Annotated in this window: 15 protein-coding genes; 7 read left to right on the top strand and 8 right to left on the bottom strand. The window is 63.2% G+C overall.

Going from position 1 to position 15,394, the window contains the following annotated elements; all coding sequences use genetic code 11:
* Positions 1–44 precede the first annotated feature (44 nt).
* Positions 45–656, bottom strand: a complete 612-nt coding sequence (locus EI983_RS09710; RefSeq protein WP_157707194.1) for a sugar transferase — start codon at positions 654–656, stop codon at positions 45–47.
* Complete coding sequence (locus EI983_RS09705) at positions 653–1,501, bottom strand: NAD-dependent epimerase/dehydratase family protein (protein ID WP_246162373.1); 849 nt, start codon at positions 1,499–1,501, stop codon at positions 653–655. Before EI983_RS09705 ends, EI983_RS09710 begins: the two co-directional genes overlap by 4 nt.
* 190 nt (positions 1,502–1,691) lie before the next feature.
* Between EI983_RS09705 and EI983_RS09700 the strand changes: the two genes are divergently transcribed.
* The gene (locus tag EI983_RS09700; RefSeq protein ID WP_246162371.1) at positions 1,692–2,729 is read left to right on the top strand and encodes a polysaccharide biosynthesis/export family protein; all 1,038 of its coding nucleotides are present in this window, start codon (positions 1,692–1,694) and stop codon (positions 2,727–2,729) included.
* 85 nt (positions 2,730–2,814) lie between these two features.
* On the opposite strand, the gene EI983_RS09695 is transcribed toward EI983_RS09700, so the two are convergent.
* Both EI983_RS09695 and gyrA read right to left on the bottom strand, forming a co-directional pair.
* On the bottom strand, positions 2,815–3,168 hold the full coding sequence (locus EI983_RS09695) for a DUF6614 family protein (protein ID WP_157707190.1): 354 nt from the start codon (positions 3,166–3,168) through the stop codon (positions 2,815–2,817).
* Positions 3,169–3,271: 103 nt separating this feature from the next.
* A complete protein-coding gene (gyrA, locus tag EI983_RS09690; protein ID WP_157709048.1) occupies positions 3,272–5,980 on the bottom strand; it encodes a DNA gyrase subunit A in 2,709 nt (902 codons plus the stop codon).
* A 233-nt stretch (positions 5,981–6,213) separates the two neighbouring features.
* Between gyrA and EI983_RS09685 the strand changes: the two genes are divergently transcribed.
* Entirely contained in the window at positions 6,214–6,483 is a 270-nt protein-coding gene (locus EI983_RS09685) for an usg protein (protein WP_157707188.1), read from the top strand.
* Positions 6,484–6,557: 74 nt separating this feature from the next.
* Positions 6,558–6,989, top strand: a complete 432-nt coding sequence (locus EI983_RS09680; protein ID WP_157707187.1) for a response regulator — start codon at positions 6,558–6,560, stop codon at positions 6,987–6,989.
* A 31-nt stretch (positions 6,990–7,020) separates the two neighbouring features.
* On the opposite strand, the gene EI983_RS09675 is transcribed toward EI983_RS09680, so the two are convergent.
* Together EI983_RS09675 and hemB are read right to left on the bottom strand one after the other, a co-directional pair.
* Positions 7,021–7,581 carry a lipid-binding SYLF domain-containing protein gene (locus EI983_RS09675; RefSeq protein ID WP_157707185.1) on the bottom strand — a complete coding sequence of 187 codons (561 nt, stop codon included), beginning with the start codon at positions 7,579–7,581 and terminating at the stop codon, positions 7,021–7,023.
* A gap of 125 nt (positions 7,582–7,706) precedes the next feature.
* Positions 7,707–8,702: a porphobilinogen synthase gene (hemB, locus tag EI983_RS09670; protein ID WP_157707183.1), complete on the bottom strand. Its 996-nt coding sequence runs from the start codon at positions 8,700–8,702 to the stop codon at positions 7,707–7,709.
* Positions 8,703–8,824: 122 nt separating this feature from the next.
* Here hemB and EI983_RS09665 point away from each other — a divergent pair, with 122 nt between their 5' ends.
* Both EI983_RS09665 and mfd read left to right on the top strand, forming a co-directional pair.
* Positions 8,825–9,352 (top strand): component of SufBCD complex, encoded by a 528-nt coding sequence (locus EI983_RS09665; protein ID WP_157707180.1) that lies wholly within the window; start codon positions 8,825–8,827, stop codon positions 9,350–9,352.
* A gap of 25 nt (positions 9,353–9,377) precedes the next feature.
* A complete protein-coding gene (mfd, locus tag EI983_RS09660) occupies positions 9,378–12,842 on the top strand; it encodes a transcription-repair coupling factor (RefSeq protein WP_157707178.1) in 3,465 nt (1,154 codons plus the stop codon).
* Positions 12,843–12,876: 34 nt separating this feature from the next.
* Here the strand turns inward: mfd and EI983_RS19440 are convergent, their stop codons facing one another.
* Positions 12,877–13,002, bottom strand: coding sequence for a hypothetical protein (locus EI983_RS19440; RefSeq protein WP_281356461.1), 126 nt, complete (start codon positions 13,000–13,002; stop codon positions 12,877–12,879).
* Positions 13,003–13,204: 202 nt separating this feature from the next.
* Complete coding sequence (locus EI983_RS09655; RefSeq protein WP_157707176.1) at positions 13,205–13,927, bottom strand: HAD family hydrolase; 723 nt, start codon at positions 13,925–13,927, stop codon at positions 13,205–13,207.
* A gap of 100 nt (positions 13,928–14,027) precedes the next feature.
* Between EI983_RS09655 and clpS the strand changes: the two genes are divergently transcribed.
* Positions 14,028–14,345: an ATP-dependent Clp protease adapter ClpS gene (gene clpS, locus EI983_RS09650; protein WP_246162370.1), complete on the top strand. Its 318-nt coding sequence runs from the start codon at positions 14,028–14,030 to the stop codon at positions 14,343–14,345.
* 31 nt (positions 14,346–14,376) lie between these two features.
* Positions 14,377–15,360, top strand: coding sequence for a class I SAM-dependent methyltransferase (locus tag EI983_RS09645; RefSeq protein WP_157709047.1), 984 nt, complete (start codon positions 14,377–14,379; stop codon positions 15,358–15,360).
* Positions 15,361–15,394: the final 34 nt, after the last annotated feature.

The raw sequence follows: 15,394 nt of genomic DNA, 5'->3' as shown, positions 1-15,394 counted from the left end.
CACCCGCGGCCGGGAGGCATGGGCGGGGATCCGCCAATCCGGGGTCAGGAGCGGCGCAGCACGCGCAGCACGGTTTCGGCCATCAGCCTGGCATCATAGCAGACCGAGCGGTTGGCGGCATAGATCAGATCGAGCCGTCCCTTGACCGGCACGCAGCGGCGCAGATAGACGGCCTCGGTTTCTTCGGGGGTGCGGCAGGGGGCGAGAAGACGTTCTTCGGTCTTGTGAAAGACCAGGGTCGCAAGCCCGGTCACGCCGGGGCGGGCACGCAGCACGCGGCGGTAGAGGTCGGGGCACATCTCGACATAGCGGCGCAGGGGCGGGCGCGGGCCGACAAAGCTGATATCGCCACGCAGGATGTTCCACAATTGCGGCAGTTCATCGAGCCGGTAGCGGCGCAGCCAGGCCCCGATCGGGGTGATCCGGGCGGATTTGTCGCCGCCAGACACGCCGCTGTCGGAGGCGACCACGGTCATGGTCCTGAATTTCCAGAGCTGAAAACCCTGTTCCGGCGTCTTCATCCGCTCGGAGAGGTACAGGACCGGCCGGCCGTCACGCAGCAGGATCAGTGCCGCGATCACGAGGATCGGCAAAAGCAGCAGCGCCCCGAGAAGAAGAGCCAGCACAATATCGAAGAGCCGTTTGCCGAAGGTCATGCGAGGGCCCTTGCCTGTTGCCAATCCGCGATCATGTCCTCTGCGGTTTTAGGCAAGCTGAGATCGGGCAGCAAGGCTGCCAGTCGCGCGGTGTTGAGGGTGACGCGCTGGCGGTCGGCGGGGGTGACCGGTTTCCAGGCCACGTCCTTGCCCGCGGCGCGGGCCAGCGCCTCCATCTCGACAGGGGGGGGCGCCGCGACATTGAGCACGGGCGGAAGCGCGGCGGCGGGCAGGGCCGAGAGGGCGGCAAAAATGCCTCGCAGATGCCCCGGCGCGACATAGCTGCGCAACGGCCCCTTGCCATCGTCAAAGCGGGTAAGGGTCACCGGCGCGCTGCCCGAAAGGCCCGAGGCGAGGCTGTCGGCGCCCACCACATTGGCCAGACGGATGCAGCAATGGGCGATGCCGTCGCCTGCGAACCCGGCGACGGCGGCCTCCATCCGCAGCTTGGCGCGGCCGTAATCCGAGGCGGCGAGGGCGGGGCTGTCCTCGGACAGATCCTCGCCCGGGCCGTAGACCCCGGCGGACGACAGGTGCAACGCGACGCGGGCCCCGGTGGCGCGGGCCAGGGCCTGTGTCGCGGTGGCGAGAGTGGCGTTGCGGGCAAGCGCGGCCGGGCTGCCCGAGGTCACGCCCCAGAGGCCGATGACCATGTCGGCGGGCGGCAGGGTGTCGGGCAGCGCGACGGCGTCGAACGCGGGCAGATCGCTTGGCCCGGATCGGGCAGCAAAGAGAAATTCAACCGGCGCGGGTACGGCGGCGGGGGCGGCGCCTTGCAGCAAACGGCCCAGCCGCCCATTGGCGCCGGTTACAAGAATGCGGCGAATTTGCGGTCTTTTGGTCACGATTTGGGACTGTCTCGAAAAGGGGCCAATTTTGAGTTGTATACCAGCGCTAGAGCGGGTTAGGGAATACTCGGAAACATATAGTATGCTCTGACCTTCGGGGGAGACTTTGCCAAAACTCGCGCAATCCTTTGTAATCCTTGGGTTTAGCCTTTTGCTGGCGGCGTGCAGCCTGCCGCGTGGGGCGGCCTTGCAATCAGAAATCTTCACTGAAGCCGAATCCGAGAACCCGACCTTTCAGGTGGTTGCGGTCACCCGGGACATCACCGATCAGCTTGCGACCTGGCCCGCAACCGGCTGGCACGGGCATTACCATTGGTTCGGCTCGGATCATGGCCCCGACAGCTCGGTGATCCAGACCGGGGATTTGCTGACCATCGTGGTCTGGGACAACCAGGAGAATTCGCTTCTGTCCGGGCAGAACAGCAAGCAGACCGTTCTGCCGCCGATGACCGTTTCGGAAGGCGGCAAGATCTTCATGCCCTATGTGGGCGATGTGCATGTGCGCGGCCTGTCGCAGACCACTGCGCGGCAGCGCCTGCAGAACGCCCTGGAAGAGATTTCGCCCTCGGCGCAGGTGCAGCTTTCGGTCGAGCCGGGGCGCAACAACTCCGTCGATATGGTCAGCGGCGTCGGCAAGCCGGGGCGCTATCCGCTGGAGAACCGCAACACCAAGATCCTGACGGCGCTGGCGCTTGGCGGCGGTGTCGCGTCATCGCTGCGGCACCCGCTGGTGCGGCTGCAACGCGCCGGACACACCTATGAGACGCGTGTCGATTCGCTTCTGGAAGATCCCGAGCGGAACGTGCGTCTGCGCGGCGGCGATCAGATCTCGGTGGTGGAGGATGAGCGCACCTTCAACGTTCTGGGTGCTGCTGCGGCAGAAAGCGTGATCTATTTCGAAAAAGAGCATATGAGCGTGATGGAAGCCCTGTCGGCGATGGGCGGTCTGAGAGAAGACCGGGCCGATCCGCGCGGTATCCTGATCCTGCGGGAATATGAGGCGGATGACCTCAAGCCCGGTATGGAAGGCCCCGATATGCAGCAGGTGGTGTTCACGATCGATCTGACCTCGGCGGATGGGCTGTTTGCGGCGCGCCAGTTCGAGATCAACCCGAATGACACGCTGCTGGCGACGGAATCTCCGGTGGCGTCGGCCCGGACGATCCTGGGCCTTGTCGGCTCGGTGGTGGGTGCGAGCGCGACGGTGAACGCCATCGCCAACTAAGCCTGACCGGATAAGTATCGAAAACGGCCCCGGAGTGCTGCTCCGGGGCCGTTTCTGTTGGGGTGCCGCTTGAAAGGCGGGGATGTCAGATGAACGACATACGCTCCGCCCCTGCCGGGTCGGGATAGGGGCGGTAAAGCGCGAAATCCATCCGGTCAATCATGTCATGCACGCGCATGCGCATCTGACCTTCGGGGTGGTCATCGGTATGAGCGGTGGCGTGAAAGGCGGCGTCAAGCGAGGCGAGATCGTTGAACTCGATCTCCAGAAAGAAATCGCGGTAGCAATCGGCGGCGAGGTTGAGCTTGCGCCGCATCAGGCACCAGGGGCCGATCACGCCTTCGGATTGCAGGTGGTTCAGCCATGTGGCGAGCGCGGCGGCGAAATGCAGGGCTTTGGCATCCTGCTTGAGGTCGATCTGGACACAATAGAGGTTCATCGGCGGGCCGTTCATCAGGGACAGATGACCCGGAGCCTAGCCGAGGAGGCTTTGATATAGGGTTAAGGGCCGTAAGGTGCGTGATATCACGCACCCTACCGCATCAATCGGCCGGCGCGACCTCTTCGTCGTCGCCCTGATCGGCGATCCAGGCCACGGAAACCACGCTTTCGCCCTTGCCGGTGTCAAAGACCTTGACCCCGCCGGCAGAGCGCGAGCGGAAGGAGATCCCCTCGACCGGCACGCGGATCGACTGGCCCTTGGAGGTGGCCAGCATGATCTGGTCGGCCAGATCCACGGGGAAGGAGGCCACCAGAGGCCCGCCGCGCATCGCCTTGTCCATCGCCTGCACGCCCATGCCGCCACGCCCGCGCACGGGGTAGTCATGGGACGAGCTGAGCTTGCCCGCGCCCTGGCTGGTGATCGTCAGGATCAGGTTCTCCGCCGCCTTCATCTCGTCGAAGCGTTCGGCGGAAATCTCGGCGTTTTCATTGCCTTCCTCGTCGGAGCTCACCTCGCTATCCTCGGCGCCGGCCATCTGGCGGCGCATCTTGAGATAGGCGGCGCGCTCATCGGGCGTGGCGTCGAAATGGCGGATGATGGACATCGACACGACGGCGTCATCACCCTGTAGTCTGATCCCGCGCACGCCGGTGGAATCGCGGCCCTTGAAGACGCGCACCTCGGTCGTGGGAAAACGGATGGCGCGGCCGGAGGTGGTGACGAGCATCACGTCGTCATCCTCGCTGCAGATCCGGGCATTGACCAGCCGGGTGTCTTCATCGGGCAGCTTCATCGCGATCTTGCCGTTGGACTTCACATTGGTGAAATCGCTGAGCGCATTGCGCCGCACATCGCCGGCGGAGGTGGCAAAGAAGATCTGGAGGTTCTGCCAGTCTTCCTCGGGGACATCGACGGGCATGATCGCGGCAATCGAGACCCCTTGCGGAATGGGCAGGATGTTGACGATCGCCTTGCCCTTCGAGGTGCGCCCGCCCTGTGGCAGCCGCCAGGTCTTGAGCTTGTAGACCATTCCATCGGTGGTGAAGAACAAAAGCTGCGTATGGGTATTGGCCACAAAGAGGGTGGTGACCACGTCCTCTTCCTTGGTCTGCATGCCCGACAGCCCCTTGCCGCCGCGCTTCTGGGCGCGGAAATCGGCCAGCGCGGTGCGCTTGATATAGCCCGATTCCGTGACCGTCACGACCATATCCTCGCGCTCGATCAGGTCCTCGTCTTCCATGTCGCCGGACCAGTCGACGATCTCGGTGCGGCGCGGCACGGCGAATTGCTCGCGCACCTCGCGCAGCTCGTCCGAGATGATCTGCATGATCCGCTCGCGGCTGGCGAGAATGGCGAGGTATTCCTTGATTTTGGCGGCCAGGTCCTGCAGCTCGTCGGTGACTTCCTTGACACCGAGCTGGGTCAGCCGTTGCAGGCGCAGCTCCAGAATGGCGCGGGCCTGCGTTTCGGAGAGGTTATAGGTGCCATCGTCATTGGCGGTATGGGTCGGGTCGTCGATCAGCGCGATGTATTCGAGGATGTCATGGGCAGGCCAGCGGCGCTCCATCAGTTTGGCGCGGGCCTCGGCGGCATCGGCGGAGGCGCGGATGGTCGCGACCACCTCATCGACGTTGGAGACAGCCACGGCGAGGCCACAGAGCACATGGCTCCGCTCGCGGGCGCGGCGCAGGTCATAGGCCGTGCGGCGCGCAACAACTTCTTCACGGAAGGTTATGAAAGCACTCAGGAATCCGTATAGCGTCAGCTGTTCCGGGCGGCCGCCATTGAGGGCCAGCATGTTGCAGCCGAAGGAGGTCTGCATCGGTGTGAAGCGGAAGAGCTGGTTCAGCACCACCTCGGCGGTGGCGTCGCGCTTGAGTTCGACCACCACGCGCACGCCGTTGCGGTCGCTTTCGTCCTGCACATGGGCGATGCCCTCGATCTTTTTCTCGCGCGCGGCCTCGGCGATTTTCTCGATCATCGCGGCCTTGTTTACTTGATAGGGAATCTCATCAATAACAATGGCGTAGCGGTCTTTCCTGATCTCTTCGACGCGGGTTTTCGCGCGCACGATCACGCTGCCGCGCCCCTCAAGATAGGCTTTGCGCGCCCCGGAGCGGCCCAGCATGATCCCGCCCGTGGGGAAATCGGGGCCCGGGACATAGTCGATCAGTTCTTCGGTGCTCAGATCCGGGTTGTCGATCAGCGCCAGCGTGGCATCGACCACCTCGCCCAGGTTGTGCGGCGGGATATTGGTGGCCATGCCGACAGCGATGCCGCCCGCACCATTGACCAGCATGTTGGGGAAACGCGCGGGCAGAACGGTGGGCTCGCGGTCCTTGCCGTCGTAATTGTCCTGGAAATTGACGGTGTCTTTCTCGATATCCGCCAGAAGCGCGCTGGCGGGTTTGTCCATGCGCACCTCGGTATAGCGCATGGCGGCGGCGTTATCGCCGTCCATCGAGCCGAAATTGCCCTGACCGTCCAGAAGCGGCAGGGACATGGAGAAATCCTGGGCCATGCGCACAAGGGCGTCGTAGATGGCTGAATCGCCGTGCGGGTGGTATTTACCCATGACATCGCCGACCGGCCGGGCCGATTTGCGATAGGGTTTGTCATGGGTGTTGCCGGTCTCGTGCATGGCATAGAGAATGCGCCGGTGCACCGGTTTCAGCCCGTCACGCAGGTCGGGGATCGCGCGGGAGACGATGACGCTCATCGCGTAGTCGAGATAGGAGGTTTTCATCTCCTCTTCGATCGACACCGAAGGCCCGTCATACGGGGGGCGTTCGGGCGGCATTTCGTCCATGTTTTCAGGGGTTTCCGGGGTGTCGTTCACGCTGCGGCCTGCTCTGTCGGAGACGTCTATATCTTGTTGGGAAAACTATACCAGAGACAGGATATGGGGTGCAATCCCTCTCTCCTGCCTATGTTAGCAGCCATCAAACATGACTGCTAACATACTGTTTTTATTGAAAAGTAATTTTTCTGAGGCATGATTGAGTCGTGGAGTGCAAGAAGACTCGGAAGGTGAGGCAAAACATGCAGATGAGTGAGACGGAAATGATGCTGAAGGGGTACGGGCTGACCACGGCGGAATTCTTTTACCGGATGCCGGATTATACCCATGTTCTGAATACGTTTATCTGGCAGGATTACGATATTGCGCCGGATCATCCGCGGCTGTTCGAATTTGTCGAGTTCTGGCAGCGCGAGATCGAAGGCCCGCTGCATTCGGTCAAGTTTACCCACCGCAAAATGATCGCGCCCGGCGAATGGCGCAACATGGTGGGGGAGTTCACGCTGCACTGAGCCGGATTTAACCGGTTATTAACGGGGATGTGCCAGCCTTTTGAGCGTATGCGCTATGAAGGGGGTACCACCCGATGAAACGCACTGCGCGCTGTCTGGCCATCGAGGACAGCCTTTTTGATCAGCAGAAGATTCTGCGTGCCGCCTCACGCTGCAATCTGGATGTGGAGATAGATTTTGCCGACACCCTGTCGAAGGGGCGCGCGGCCCTGGCGGTGCAGACATATGAGATGATCCTGCTGGACAATACCCTGCCTGACGGCCGCGGGATCGACCTGGGCTGTCAGCTGGCCAGCGATCCACGCTATCGCGACGTGCCGATCATCATGGTCTCGGGCTGGCCCTCGCCCTTCATGTGGGCCAAGGCGGCCGGATCCGGGCTCCGGGTGATCGAGAAGAACGAACCAAGCTATGAGGCGCTTGGCGCACGGTTTCGCGAGGTGTTTGCCCCTGCCGAACACGCAGCCGCCAATGGCAGACAACCCGCCGCGGGAACGGCGGGCTGACGCTTGCCTCCGGACGGCAACGGTCAGAAGATCAGGGGATGATCCGGGTGTATTTCATGCCTTCAAGCGACACCCCGGCCAAGAGCCCCGCCTGGCCAAAGATCACCGCCACGACGGGAGAGGTCGCCGTGGTCGTCTCGGCGCGCAGGTTCTCGCCGTAATCGTTGAACACATATTCGATATCCGCGCCCGCGGCCCAGCCCGAGGAGCGGCGGAATTTGCTGAGCGCATCTTCGGTCATGAAAAACAGCACATGGGCGAATTGCTGTGCCCCGATCTGGAGCCCGACGCTGCCTTTGGTGGCCGAGTAGTAATCCACCGTGGTGCCGTTGATCCTGAGCGCGCCGCGCCCATAGCCACCACCGGCGATGAACCCCGCCTCGGTGACCAGCGGCATGACCAGCATGCCAGCCGCCTTGTTCGCCAGATCCCGGGTATTGGGGTAGGTGTTGAAAAGGTAGTTCAGCGTCGTGTCGGCGCGCGCGTCGATGCGCGGGCCGCCATCACTGCCCACGCCGTTGCCACATGCGGCCAGCAAAGGGGTTGCCGCCAACGCACCCAGGGTGAATGTCCGTCGCGTAAAATCTGTCATGAGCCTGCTCGTTTTCGTGTTGCCTGACGTTATGTGCCGGATTTTTTCATCCCGGTCTGCCCCATAGTATAGGGGCAGAGGCGCGGGCTGTCACTAAGGATTGTGTAAAGGCGGCGACAGGCCGCTCAGGCCAGGGCGCGGGCCAGATCAGGCGCGAAATAGCTGAGCACGCCGTCGCAACCGGCGCGTTTGAACGCCATCAGGCTTTCGACCATGGCGCGGTCGCCGTCGATCCAGCCATTGAGTGCGGCGGCCTTGATCATCGCGTATTCGCCCGAGACCTGATAGGCGAATGTGGGCGCGCCGAACGTGTCCTTCACGCGGCGGCAGATGTCGAGGTAGGGCATGCCGGGCTTGACCATCACCATATCGGCGCCTTCGGAGAGATCCCTTTCGACGCAACGCAGCGCCTCGTCGGAATTGGCCGGGTTCATCTGATAGGTCTTCTTGTCGCCCTTGAGCGCGCCGGAGGCCCCCACCGCGTCACGGAAAGGCCCGTAAAAGGCCGAAGCGTATTTGGCAGCATAGCTGAGAAGCATGACATTCTGATGCCCCGCCGCTTCGAGCGCCTGGCGAATGGCGCCGATCCGGCCATCCATCATGTCCGAGGGGCCGATGATGTCGACGCCCGCCTCGGCCTGGCTGAGCGCCTGTTTGACCAGTGCCTCGATGGTTTCGTCATTGACGATCTCTCCGTCGCGGACAAACCCGTCATGACCGGTGTCGGAATAGGGGTCGAGCGCCACATCGGTCATGATGGCAATGTCGGGCACGGCTTTCTTGATCGCCCGCGTGGCGCGGTTGCTGAGGTTCTCGGGGTTCCAGGCCTCGGCGCAATCCTCGGTGCGGTTTGCCGCATCGGTGTAGGGAAAGAGGCAGATCGCGGGAATGCCCAGATCAGCCGCCTCGCGCGCGGCCTCGACCACGCGGTCGACCGAGCGGCGCACCACGCCTGGCATGGACGGCACGGGCTCTTCCACATTCTCGCCTTCACGCACGAAAACCGGCCAGATCATATCGGCGGCCGACAAGGTGTTTTCGGCAACCAGTGCGCGAATCGCAGGCGATTGGCGGGTGCGGCGCAGACGGGTGATCGGCGTGGGGCCAAGGGTGGGGCGCATGGGATTTCCTCATGTGATGCAACACTTCCTGAGTGACATAAGCTTCGCATGCACTCAAGGGTAGGAATTGCCTCACTTGGGCGCTAAAGGGGGGCCAGAAGGGATAACCTGGGGCCCGGATTTTGGACTGGTACGAAAGCGTCTTTGAACTGATCGATATGCGCAGCTTCTCGAACCTGTGGTTCTGGATCGCGCTGGCGGTGCTGTGGTCGTCGGTCAGCCATTGGGTGCTGGGGGTGCCCTGGGACATGGTGCTGCGCGCGCGCAAGGAAGGCGAGGGCGAGGCGGTCGAGGATCTGCAGGCGATGGTGCGGATCAACGTCAACCGCATTCTCTATATCGCCGGGCAATCGGGTCTGCTGATCACCGGGTTTGCGTGTTTTGCGCTGACGATGATGGCGATCCTCGGGTTTTTCTATCGCAATGAGTTTGCCCAGGCGCTGTTTCTGCTGGGCTTTCCGATGAGTATCGTGGGGCTGTTGTCGGTCGCGACCGCGCGCAAGATCCGCGTGGAAGAGCCGGCGGGCGAGGCTCTTTATAAACGGCTGGTCAAGCACCGGATCATCACCCAGGGCATCGGGATGCTGTCGATCTTTGTCACGGCGATCTGGGGGATGTTGCAGAACATGACCGCCAGCGTGCTGTTCTGATCGGCCGCCGCATCCGATTTTGTCCATGAGCAAGGTCCAGCATATCACCGTCAGCGGCGCGCCCGAGGGGTTCGATGCGCGCCTGTTGCTGCAGGAGGTGGACAAGCAGGGTGGCCCGGTCATCCATGTCGCCCGCGATGACAAGCGCATGGCCGCGATGGAAGAGGCGCTGCGGTTTTTCGCGCCCGATATGCCGGTGATCCGCTTTCCGGGCTGGGATTGCCTGCCCTATGACCGGACCTCGCCCAATGCGGACATTTCGGCGGCGCGGATGGCCACGCTGGCCGGGCTGGTGCACGGGATGCCGGGGCAGTTTGTCCTGCTGACCACGCTGAATGCGGCGACGCAAAGGGTGCCTGCGCGCGAGGTGCTGCGCGAGGCGGCCTTTACCGCGCGGGTCGATTATCAGATCGACGAGGCGGCGCTGCGCGCGTTTCTGGCGCGGATGGGGTTCAGCCAGGCGCCCACGGTGATGGAGCCGGGCGATTACGCGGTGCGCGGCGGGATCATCGACATTTATCCGCCGGGCGACGGCGGGCCGGTGCGGCTGGATCTGTTTGGCGATGTGCTCGATGGGGTGCGCCGGTTCGACCCGGCGACGCAGCGGACCACGGAAAAGCTGGACCGGATCGAGCTGTCGCCGGTCAGCGAGGTGATCCTGGATGAGGCCGCGATCCGCCGGTTCCGGCAGAATTACCGGATCGAATTTGGCGCGGGCGGGGGAGAGGATCCGCTCTATGAGGCGGTCAGCGCGGGGCGCAAGCATCATGGCGTGGAACATTGGCTGCCGTTTTTCCATGAGACGCTGGAGACGCTGTTTGACTACCTGCCCGGCGTGACGGTCAGCCTTGACGATCAGGTGACGGCGGCGCGGCTGAGCCGGTGGGACATGGTGCGCGATCAGTATGAGGCGCGCCAGCACGCGATGAGCCAGAAGGGGCGCACGGACACGGTTTACAAACCCATAGCTCCGGAGCTTTTGTATCTGGACGATGACGCGTGGGAGGCCGCCCTGGGCGCGCGGCGGGTGATGCAGCTTGTGCCGCTGCCGCAGGCCACCGGCCCCGGTGTGATCGACGCGGGCGGGCGCATCGGGCGCGATTTCGCACCGGAGCGGCAACAGGAAAACATCAGCCTTTTCGGGGCCTTGAAGGATCATGTTCAGGCGCGCATGACCGAGGGGCCAGTGTTGCTGGCCTCCTATTCTGAAGGCGCGCGGGAGCGGATGGAGGGCCTTCTGGAAGATGAGGGCCTGATCGGGGCGGTGACGGTGCGCAACGCGGGCGGTATCGGGCGGCACGGGCTGCATCTGGCGGTGTGGCCGCTGGAGCATGGCTTTACCTCGCCTGACCTCACGGTGATTGCCGAGCAGGATATTCTGGGCGACCGCCTGATCCGGTCCCCCAAGCGCAAACGCCGGGCCGAGAATTTCCTGAGCGAGGTGCAATCGCTCAGTCCAGGCGATCTGGTGGTGCATGTGGATCACGGGATCGGGCGGTATCACGGGCTGGAGGTGATCACGGCGGCGGGTGCTGCGCATGAGTGCCTGAAGCTGGAATATGCCGAAAGCTCAACGCTTTACCTTCCGGTGGAGAATATCGAACTCTTGAGCCGTTATGGCCATGAGGAAGGGTTGCTCGACCGGCTCGGCGGGGGTGCATGGCAGTCGAAGAAGGCCAAGCTCAAGGAACGTATCCGCGAGATGGCGGACCGGCTGATCCGGATTGCGGCCGAGCGCGCGCTGCGCAAAGCCCCCGTGCTGGAGCCCGAGCACCACGCCTGGGAGGAGTTCGCGGCGCGCTTTCCCTATTCGGAGACGGATGATCAGCTCAAGGCGATCGAGGATGTGCTGACCGATCTGGAAAGCGGCACGCCGATGGACCGGCTGATCTGCGGCGATGTGGGTTTTGGCAAGACCGAAGTGGCCATGCGCGCGGCCTTCGTGGCGGCGATGCAGGGCATGCAGGTGGCGGTGATTGCGCCCACGACGCTGCTGGCGCGGCAGCACTATCAGAGTTTTGCCGAGCGGTTTCGCGGCTTTCCCGTCACGGTGCGGCCGCTGTCGCGTTTTGTCACGGCAAGCGAGGCCAGCAAGACCCGCGAGGGCATGGCCAAGGGTGAGGTGGATATCGTTGTCGGCACCCATGCGCTGCTGGCGAAAAACATCCGGTTCAAGAATCTCGGGCTTCTGGTGATCGATGAGGAGCAGCGCTTTGGCGTGGGGCATAAGGAGCGGCTGAAGCAGCTGCGCTCGGACGTGCATGTGCTGACCCTGACGGCGACGCCCATTCCGCGCACCTTGCAACTGAGCCTGTCGGGTGTGCGTGATCTGAGCATTATCGGCACGCCGCCCGTGGACCGGCTTTCGATCCGGACCTATGTGAGCGAGTTTGACTCTGTGACGATCCGGGAGGCGCTGCTGCGCGAGCATTATCGCGGCGGGCAGAGCTTTTACGTGGTGCCACGGATCAAGGATTTGCCCGAGATCGAGGAATTCCTGAAAACGCAGGTGCCGGAGGTGAGCACTGTGGTGGCGCATGGTCAGATGGCCGCGCGCGAGCTGGATGACCGGATGAATGCGTTTTACGACGGCAAATACGACGTGTTGCTTGCCACGACGATTGTCGAGAGCGGGCTGGACATTCCGACCGCGAACACAATGGTCATTCATCGCGCGGATATGTTTGGCCTGGCACAGCTCTATCAGATCCGGGGGCGCGTCGGGCGCTCCAAGCAACGGGCGTATGCGTATCTGACGACCAAGCCGCGCGTGCCGCTGACGCCGAGCGCGGAAAAACGGCTGCGCGTTCTGGGCAGCCTCGATACGCTGGGCGCGGGGTTCACGCTGGCCAGTCAGGACCTCGATATTCGCGGGGCGGGCAACCTTCTGGGCGAAGAACAGTCAGGCCAGATGCGCGATGTGGGGTATGAGCTTTACCAGTCGATGCTGGAAGAGGCGATTGCCAAGATCAAGGCGGGCGAACTGGAGGGCCTTAGCGAGGCCGATGATCAATGGGCGCCGCAGATCAATCTGGGCGTGCCGGTGCTGATCCCTGAATCTTACGTGCCGGATCTGGATGTCAGGCTGGGATTGTACCGCCGTCTCAGCGGGTTACAGAGCAAAGTTGAACTGGAGGGTTTTGCCGCCGAGCTGATCGACCGGTTTGGCAAGCTGCCGCGAGAGGTCAACATGCTGATGCTGATCGTGCGGATCAAGGCGATGTGCAAGAAGGCGGGGATTGCCAAGCTGGATGGCGGGCCGAAGGGTGCGACGATCCAGTTTCACAATGACAAGTTTGCCTCGCCGCAGGGGCTGGTGGAGTTCATCCAGGATCAGCGCGGGCTGGCCAAGGTGCGCGACAACAAGATCGTCGTGCGGCGCGACTGGAATAAAGAGGCAGACAAGATCAAGGGCGCCTTTGCCATTGCCCGCGATCTGGCCGAAAAGGTCGTGGCCGAGAAGAAGCGCAAGGCGGGCAAGGCGGGGTAGGGCGCGCCGCTGTGGCGCACCCCCTGTTCAGGCTTCAGCGGTCGTAGCAGCCGAAGGGCACGCATTTGGTGCTGTGACCGCCATGGCCATCCGCGAGGACGGGGCCGGTCGCGGTGAGGGCAAGAAGGCCGGCGGTGGCGAGGGTTGCAAAAATACGCATGGAGTTTCTCCTGATCTAAATGAAGCATGGTCGTGATCAGGAAGTGGGCCGTTCAGGCGGCGCGCACAGGGGCGCTGACCGCGACGTGATCGGTTGTGAGGCGGCTTGATTAAAGCGTCCGGCCTTTAACCTCAGACATCAGATAAGGGCGGGACGCGCGCACCGCTGATATCTTGCGCTGCGTTCGGCCAAAAGCTGTGATTCAGGTTTCTGGCCGAACGCTTTGGCCGAGCGCCTGCACCAGTTCGGCAAGGCCGCTGAGATCGGGCAGTTGCCGAAAGCGGGGTGCGTCCTCGGGCGGCTCATCATGTTCCAGTGCCCAGGTCAGCTCATGCGGGACATGCACGCCCCAGCTTCCTGCCTCGATGGCCGGGCGCACGTCGGAGCGCAGGGAGTTGCCGACCATCATCGCATGCGCCGCCCCGTTGCAATGACGCTGGAAAATGCCGTCATAGGTGGCGCGGGTCTTGTGCGAGACGATCTCGACCCCGTCGAACATCTCGCCCAGGCCGGATTGCGCCAGCTTGCGTTCCTGATCCAGAAGGTCGCCCTTGGTGATCAGCAGCACGCGGTGCGTATCCGCCACCGCCTCGACCGCCTCGCGGGCGTGGGGCAGAAGCTCGATCGGGTGCTGGAGCATCTCCTGGCCTGCCGCGATGAGCTGGGCGATGACCGAGGCGGGCACGCGCTCGTCCGTTACCTCGATGGCGGTTTCGATCATCGACAGAACGAAGCCCTTGATGCCGAACCCGTAATGACCCAGATTGCGCCGTTCGGCCTCGATCAGCCGCTCGATCAGAGCCTCGGGCTCGGTGTAATCGCGCAGAAGGTCGGCAAAGCGCGCCTGGGTCAGCTTAAAGAACCGCTCGTTATGCCAGAGCGTGTCATCGGCATCGAAGGCGATTGTGGTCAATTCGGCGGACATCGGCCCCATTGGCCCCTTTTCTTGTGCGCGTGACAGGTTATATACAGCCCCAACCCAGGGGACAGACCACGCGCGCGACATGATCAGCAGGACCATCATCATGGCAGGGCCTTCGGACGATGACAACGACACCTCTGTCGTGGTCGAAACCAAGCCCAAGACGAAGCGGCCGCCGCTCTATAAGGTGTTGCTGCTGAATGATGATTACACGCCGATGGAATTTGTCGTGGCCGTGCTGGAGCGGTTTTTCCACATGAGCCACGCGCAGGCGTTTGAGATCATGCTGACCGTGCACAAGAAAGGCGTGGCGGTTGTGGGCGTGTTCAGCCATGAGATTGCCGAGACCAAGGTGGCGCAGGTGATGGATTTTGCGCGCCAGCATCAGCATCCGCTTCAGTGCACGATGGAAAAAGAGTGACATGCTCTGCATGATGGAAGCCGAATAATTGATCGATGCCCGCCTGCCGCTGGCCCTGGAAAGCGGTTTGCTGTCCGTGCCGGAGATCGGCCGGATCGCGGTCTTTGCCCCGCGTGCTGGCACGGCGCTTTCGGGCCTTCCCAAGGATCGGTTGCACATTCTGACCGGGTTCAAGCCGGACCATGATCATTTTGCGGGTCAGGGCTATGACTGCGCGGTGGCGCCTGAGGGGCGGTATGCGGCGGCGGTGATCTGTCTGCCGCGCGCCAAACCGCAGGCGCGGGCCCTGATTGCCGAGGCGGTTTCGGTCACTGACGGACCGGTGATCGTCGACGGGGCCAAGACCGACGGGGTGGAAAGCCTGCTGAAAGACTGCCGGAAACGGGTGGCGGTGTCGGCCCCGATTTCGAAAGCGCATGGCAAGTTGTTCTGGTTCGAGGCCGAGGCCGCGTTTGACGACTGGCGCGCCGCCCCGCGCGAGATCGAAGGCGGGTTCCACACGGCGCCGGGCGTGTTTTCGGCCGATGGGATCGATCCGGGGTCGGCTTTGCTGGCGGATCATCTGCCTGCCAAGCTGGGCCGGTCTGTTGCCGATCTGGGTGGAGGCTGGGGTTATCTGTCGGCGCGGGCGCTGGAGCGCGACAGTATCGAGGCGCTGCACCTGGTGGAAGCCGATCACGCCGCCTGTGAATGTGCCCGGCTGAACGTGTCCGATCCGCGCCTGAACATCCACTGGGCCGACGCCACGCATTGGACCCCGCCGCAAAAACTGGACGCGGTGATCTCAAACCCGCCGTTTCACACCGACCGCGCCGCCGATCCCGGGCTGGGCCGTGCGTTTATCGCGGCGGCTGCGGGGATGCTGGCACCCTCGGGGCAGTTCTGGATGGTGGCCAACCGGCATCTGCCTTACGAGGACGCGCTGGCGCGGCATTTTGCCAAGGTCGAGACAGTGGGCGGCACCACGCGGTTCAAGATCCTGCATGCGGCGCGCCCGTCTCGTCAGGCGCGCTGAATTGGCCTAAGCTCGACCCCACGGAATCAGGGAA

Source organism: Roseovarius faecimaris (genome assembly GCF_009762325.1).
GTDB classification, from domain to species: Bacteria; Pseudomonadota; Alphaproteobacteria; order Rhodobacterales; family Rhodobacteraceae; genus Roseovarius; species Roseovarius faecimaris.
Note: the sequence above shows the minus strand (reverse complement) of the source record. Positions and strands in the feature narration are given on the sequence as shown.

Bases quoted from the DNA above. Each gene is read 5' to 3' on its own strand.
- clpS (WP_246162370.1), top strand. From the start codon at position 14,028: ATGGCAGGGCCTTCGGACGATGACAACGACACCTCTGTCGTGGTCGAA.
- EI983_RS19440 (WP_281356461.1), bottom strand. From the start codon at position 13,002: ATGCGTATTTTTGCAACCCTCGCCACCGCCGGCCTTCTTGCCCTCACC.
- mfd (WP_157707178.1), top strand. From the start codon at position 9,378: ATGAGCAAGGTCCAGCATATCACCGTCAGCGGCGCGCCCGAGGGGTTC.
- hemB (WP_157707183.1), bottom strand. From the start codon at position 8,702: ATGCGCCCCACCCTTGGCCCCACGCCGATCACCCGTCTGCGCCGCACC.
- EI983_RS09655 (WP_157707176.1), bottom strand. From the start codon at position 13,927: ATGTCCGCCGAATTGACCACAATCGCCTTCGATGCCGATGACACGCTC.
- EI983_RS09695 (WP_157707190.1), bottom strand. From the start codon at position 3,168: ATGAACCTCTATTGTGTCCAGATCGACCTCAAGCAGGATGCCAAAGCC.
- gyrA (WP_157709048.1), bottom strand. From the start codon at position 5,980: ATGGACGAAATGCCGCCCGAACGCCCCCCGTATGACGGGCCTTCGGTG.
- EI983_RS09685 (WP_157707188.1), top strand. From the start codon at position 6,214: ATGCAGATGAGTGAGACGGAAATGATGCTGAAGGGGTACGGGCTGACC.
- EI983_RS09710 (WP_157707194.1), bottom strand. From the start codon at position 656: ATGACCTTCGGCAAACGGCTCTTCGATATTGTGCTGGCTCTTCTTCTC.
- EI983_RS09680 (WP_157707187.1), top strand. From the start codon at position 6,558: ATGAAACGCACTGCGCGCTGTCTGGCCATCGAGGACAGCCTTTTTGAT.
- EI983_RS09675 (WP_157707185.1), bottom strand. From the start codon at position 7,581: ATGACAGATTTTACGCGACGGACATTCACCCTGGGTGCGTTGGCGGCA.